We start from the raw sequence: 4,037 nt of genomic DNA, 5'->3' as shown, positions 1-4,037 counted from the left end.
CGGTGATGTCAGTTTGCTTGCGGGTGTCGATGTCGAGATGGACGCCTCCGCAAGTGCGGGCGGAACCCGTCAGGTTCTGACCCCGATCCTGTCCACCGAAACCATCGATACGTTGGTCATTACGGGCTACAATCAGGTCGTTGATGCGGTCATTGATGTTCCTGTCGTGAACTGGGTCACCACAACGGTCAAAGAACAGGTGGGTCTGGAATCCGTCAAGATCGGTTATTCGTTCACCACGATGGACGTTAAACTGACGCAAGACGCCTACTATAACGGCAGCATCAAGCGCGAGTATTTCGTTGAGGGTGTCGATTATAGAAATTCATCGGCATCCAAAGGCTCCGGTCCAATCATTAACTGGGGCAGTGTTGCCGCACCTGGAAATGACACCAAAGGCTACCCAAAGAGTTTTGCCGAGTTGTCCGACCTACAGGTCGAAGTTGTGCTCAAGCAATTGGGTTACAAAAAGCTGTATAACTTCTCGACCAATACCAACGAGATGTGGAAACATCAGGTTCTCAACGGTACATCATCGCGTCTGAAATGGGTGCCAGATTGGGTTCAACCCGTTGCCGCCGGAACATCACGTTTGATGCACACCGTTAACCTTCAGGTTGATGGATTGCGCGACAAATGGATCACCTTGCCCGTGGGGGCCGAGGCCGATCTGGCGCGCGCGGTATCACAAGGCAGTGTTACAAAGTTGAAGGATGAAAAGGTTGGATCCTACAAGGACACCGCAACCGTTTACTACGATCAGGTGACCTCCAAATATACCCAACAGACCATTAAGGCGTCTGAACCTTTGGCGGACCCCAACGAGTCTCGCTATCCGACACGCAACACCCGCGATAACGACAATAGCATCGCCTATTGGCAGGTAAGTTATGACGCCGGTAGCCGTGGCAATGGCGAAACGGCCTCCCCGGATAATGGGGAACGTGTGTTTACGCTTTATGACGATCTTGGAACAGCCGAGGTTGCCCGCGTTCCCGAATGGTCGCTGAACAGCGATGCCAAGAAAAAGTATGATTCCAAAAGTGGCGTCCAGACGATTGCGCAGAATTTGTACTACAATACTACAGCGAGTTTGAGCCGACTAAGCCTTGACGCCAACGCAGGAAACTCGCGCGACAATCATGTTGCGGTTGGGACAACCTACAATTGGGTGCAAAAGCAATATAATCTGTCGGGATCAACGCGAAACCATTTCTCCTCAACGGGTAATTATACCCTCGCAAACGTCACCAACAGCACGCAACGCAATGCGGTGGACCGCCTGGCATCGAGTGGAAGTGCATGGCTTGGTATGGCGGTTAGTGATAGCGGCACTCTCTATTACGACGTTAAGTACACAAGCGTTTCATCAAATTCTGTAAGTTGGTCAGGCAGAACAACGAGCTACAATAACTGGAACTCGGGTGAGCCGAATGACTCCGGCGGCTTTGAGTTCGGCGTCCAATTCTACTTTGGCAACAATAAGTTCAACGATCTCAATGGCTCACAGTCTCTGAAATGGGTCTACGAGACGGGCAACACGTGGAACAGTTCGACGGTCTATGAGGACTACAAGGACTACCACTATGCGTGGGTCTCAACCAACACCGATATTATGCAAGCGCGCTATCAGCTTGAATATCAATGGGTGTCCAACGAGACGCCCGAGTTCGACAACCGTCCAAAGTTCCGGACGTTCAACACCCAGACCAAGGTTGTAGATACAGCCAAGCAGACGCTGTACCGTGATGAGGCTATTACGCAGACGGTGACAGAGACACGCACGGTCCGCCTTGAGGGCGGCGCGGGTGGAACGTCTGAGCAAAGCTTTGCAACGTTCGAGTCGAATTCCGTAAAAGGTCGCGATATCGAAATCGTATCGGGTCGTGATGCACGTTTGTCCGGTAATCTTGAGGCCGACCGAAATCTGACGATCAATACGGATCGCGATTTCCGTTTGGGCGAAACACCCGCCGGTGTTGATCCCGCAACGTATGTGCCAACGTCCAGCTCTCAAATGCAGATTGGTGGAACACTGACGTTGACGGCGGCGCGCGGTATCGAAACCGATATGGCCTCGTTGATCACAGTTGCGGGCAGTGCCACGGTTGGCGCGGCAAAGGACATCGACCTCAAGGGCGATATGGTCGCGACTGGCAATATCACCGTCACCACCCGTGACGATATCGATGCCTTTGGTGTCTTGGACGGTTCTACCGTTAGCCTGACATCAGGTACGGACGGACGCGGAAGCGTTCTAACCACATTGCGCACCAACATTGACGCGGCCAATCTGACGATTGTTGCGGGTACAGTCGATGGCGACATTACGTTCCGCGACAGCGCCGTTGATGTTACGGGGACCATGACACTCACCGCCGCAGGTGGCGGTCTGTACGCCACTGGCGGGACCGTTGGGTCAACAGGGGCAACACCTGGCAACTATGTCACAGCAAACGCGGCCATTATGGCGGCGCGCGATGGCGTTCAAAGTGATCAGGGCGGCACGCATGCCTTCTTGTTGTCGGCTGGAACGTTGAGCGTTGATGTGACCGCCGCTGGTCCGATCTGGATCGAGAACAAGGGTGATTTAGACCTTACGCACGCCGCGACATTCGACGGTGATGTCACGTTGCGGGTCATGGGGAACCTGACCGTTCGCGATATTGTCGCTGGTGCAAATGCGCAAAACGCGATTTCTCTCGCGACACCCGCGCCGGTTGGTGGATCGCGTGACGATGCCGATAAGGCCTTGCGCGAAATTGTGGTTGGCTCATTGATCGCACAGTCGGTCGATATGTCGGCGGCAACGGTGATCCGTCAGCTTGCGGCCTCATCGATTGTTGCGGACTCGCTCTCGCTTGTCAGTAACGAAGGTATCGATTTGGGTGGCCTTGCGGTCGGGACCATTGATGCGCGGATCGAGGGTGTGGGCGATATGTCCCTTGCGACCCTTGCCCAGAGTGCAACGGTTGCGGGCGATCTCAATGTGACACGCCTGCTTACGCAAGATGGTTTGGTCTCTCTCACCTCTGAACGAAATATCGTGCTACACGGCTATGAGGTCGACACATCGGGCAGCACGCCCAAAGTGACGTCCGGTGTCGTTGCGGGACGCAGTGCGGACCGCACACCACAATCGTCGGTAGACAATCCCGTGGTTGAACTGGCTGAACTGCCGCTTGATATCTCATTGACGTCAACGGGTGGCTCGATCAGCGGCACGGGCGCAATCCCACATGTTAAAGTGGCCACCGACGCCGGTGGCGCGATTGAACTTGTTGCGGCTACGGGTCTTATCGATTTGACTGTGGAAGCGGCAGAGCTGCGAAATCTACGCACCGATACAGGCGGAATCTCTCTGACGGAGACGGGGTCGCAAAACCGCACACAGACGCTTTTGACCAAGGCGCACGTGAACGCGGGCGACATCACCATCACGACCGCCGAAGCACTCGAAGTGTTGAGCGTCTCGGGGCAGCAGAACACGACGAGCGTGACGCTCACCTCTACGGGCGGCGAATTGTTTGCCAAAGGGGTCGCCAATACACTTTTGACCGCGGTTGATAGCGCGGGCGATGTCGTGACAGGCGGGTTGTTGGGCAATGTAACGTTGGATGCAGCAGACGCGCTTGTGATCGATAGCGGCCTTTGGGTCGACGCCAAACACGCCGTGACCTTCATCACCGGCTCCGATTTTGTCATCCCAACGCAGCGCGTCTATGACGCGACTGAACTCGTTATCAATTCCGCGACAAGCATCAATGCGGAAAGCCAGATCCGTGTTGGCCGTGACGGCGAGACGACACGTGTTGAGATCCAGTCGGGTCGCAACATCACCCTTAATGCACCGATCAGCACACAACAGGGGACATTCGTCACGCAGGTTGTTTTGAATGCACGCGGCGATGTCGCCGATACCATTCAGGTCTACTCTGACGTTGCCGAAATGCGCGTTGTAACGGGTGCCTCGGGTGCGCAGTACCTTGAGGGTATTGTTGGAACACCGGAATCGGGCGAAAGCGCGATCCCTGACG

The 4,037-nt window shown here is 55.0% G+C and carries 1 protein-coding gene; it reads left to right on the top strand.

Annotation, left to right across the window (positions count from 1 at the left end):
* Positions 1–4,037 (top strand): hypothetical protein (locus ACTG34_RS05945; protein ID WP_439104061.1); only part of this gene is annotated, 4,037 nt, incomplete at both ends.

This window comes from Celeribacter marinus, from assembly GCF_965656515.1.
In the GTDB taxonomy this organism is placed as follows: Bacteria; Pseudomonadota; Alphaproteobacteria; order Rhodobacterales; family Rhodobacteraceae; genus Celeribacter; species Celeribacter marinus_D.
This window is presented reverse-complemented; position numbering and strand designations above follow the sequence as displayed.